This window comes from Planktothrix sp. FACHB-1355 (assembly GCF_014748295.1).
GTDB lineage: Bacteria > Cyanobacteriota > Cyanobacteriia > Cyanobacteriales > Aerosakkonemataceae > Aerosakkonema > Aerosakkonema funiforme_A.
In genome coordinates, this window is sequence record NZ_JACJUP010001298.1 from 1 (window position 1) to 1,763 (window position 1,763).

Annotated in this window: 1 protein-coding gene; it reads right to left on the reverse strand. The window is 45.2% G+C overall.

Features of this window, described 5'->3' with window-relative positions:
- Window positions 1-425: 425 nt before the first annotated feature.
- Window positions 426-1,667: a class I SAM-dependent methyltransferase gene (locus tag H6S82_RS31740; protein ID WP_190465110.1), complete on the reverse strand. Its 1,242-nt coding sequence runs from the start codon at window positions 1,665-1,667 to the stop codon at window positions 426-428.
- Window positions 1,668-1,763: the final 96 nt, after the last annotated feature.

A 1,763-nucleotide genomic window follows, 5' to 3' on the forward strand; every position in this document is an offset into this window, starting at 1 on the left:
AAAGAGCAGAACTGACAACATCAATTGGAGCTTCGATAAGGGTGACACCAAATCGCTTGTACATTCCGCCAGTCATACCGAACCCTCGTTTTTCTGCTTTATTCTGATTAGACATAGAATTTAGTGAACCGACAGCAGCATAACTATTTATTAAACAGCGAGCGCGAATATAAGCTTTGTCTGATTAACCCTCAACAGGTTTGATTTCTTTGATTCATGCTCAATTTTTCTTCCCAATCTGTCTCATCCAAATTTATAATGCTCGTCGAAATGTGGCTTTTGAACGACAGATATATTTGGAGAAGATATCGATATGTTCTCAAAGATTGAGAACATATCGACGTAACTCATCAAGACTCATAGCATCCGAGTCAAATGCTGTTCTAACTCCTCACCTCCTGACAGTTTATATTCCTGTGTCTGAGCTACAATTTTTCCTTCTCTGGCGTTAGCAAAATCAGTTGTTGAGATAAGAGCGATCGCACTTCTTCCACACCCAATTTTACCTCTGCTAAAATATCTGCCACTGTTCTTGTGGAATGGGCATTCTGCCCGTCCTTATGTTTGGAATTATCATCGCAAGCTTGCAAAAATTTAAACTCAATTTCTGACAAATTTACAATTTCATAATCGTAATTAAATAAACACCGACTCGGCCATCCATCCATACAAGGATTGCGTTCTGGAATCGCCGCCAATAACGCATCATTCGATGACCAATTTGCTTTAGGTAAAGGGGGACGTGCCAGAAAAAATTCGTAATGGGTGATGTTTTCCGGATCTAATAATTCAATTAATCGATAACGTTCGCGATCGCTCAATACTTCCGCCCGTTTCATCAGTTCCGGATTTTTACCCAAAAGTCTTTCCAACTGCCAACTTTTCGGGTTAGAAAATCCCACAAAATCTAACTCAGAAGCATCAATTAATTCAAATAAAGTATCGATGTTGTAATCAATTTCTTGGGGATGAACGTACATATCGGCAAAACTTTCATCGCGCTGATTTTCCAAAGACCATCTTTCTTTTTCGCGCTTGACAATACGGTTATTTTCTGGTAAAGCAGCGAAGATTTGCCGTCCCACTCGCACACCATCGCGGTAATCTTGTGGCCCAGGTGTCCCCGCTTGCGATCGACCCTGAAGGAGAGCGATCGCCTTCTGCATCAGCTGAATTTCCCAACGTCCCAGTTCTGCATAGACAAAAATGTGCATCAGTCCCCCAGGCGCTAACTTCGCCGCCAAAGACTGAATACCCCGCTTTGGATCGGGCAAGTGGTGGAGTACGCCCACGCAGTTGATCAGGTCAAACTGACCGGGGAGTTGTCCCGCATCGTACAAACTGAGGTGATGGAACTCGACTCGATCGGCACCCGATCGCTGACAGCGCTCTTTTGCCACCGCCAAAGCACCACCGCTCAAATCTATGCCCACAACTTGAGCTTTGGGATTGAGGTGTACTAAGTACTCAGTTCCCACCCCCGTACCGCATCCAGCATCCAAAATCCGGATCTCCTGCGTCTGAGGTGTTTGCCCCGTGCAAAAGTTATAGGCCGAAAGCCAATTCCAACGCCAGTTATAGCCGGGGGGCGGATTATCCAGCAGCGGTTCTGGCGGAAAGGGATATGTATCGTAAAGACGTTCAACAGCGGAAGTAATATCTTGCATTTTTTTAGGGGCTGGGGGTTAGGGCGTCGGGGTTAGGGAGGAGGGAGAGGGAACAGGGAAGAGGGAAGAGGAAAAGGGAAAAGATTTATTCTCCTG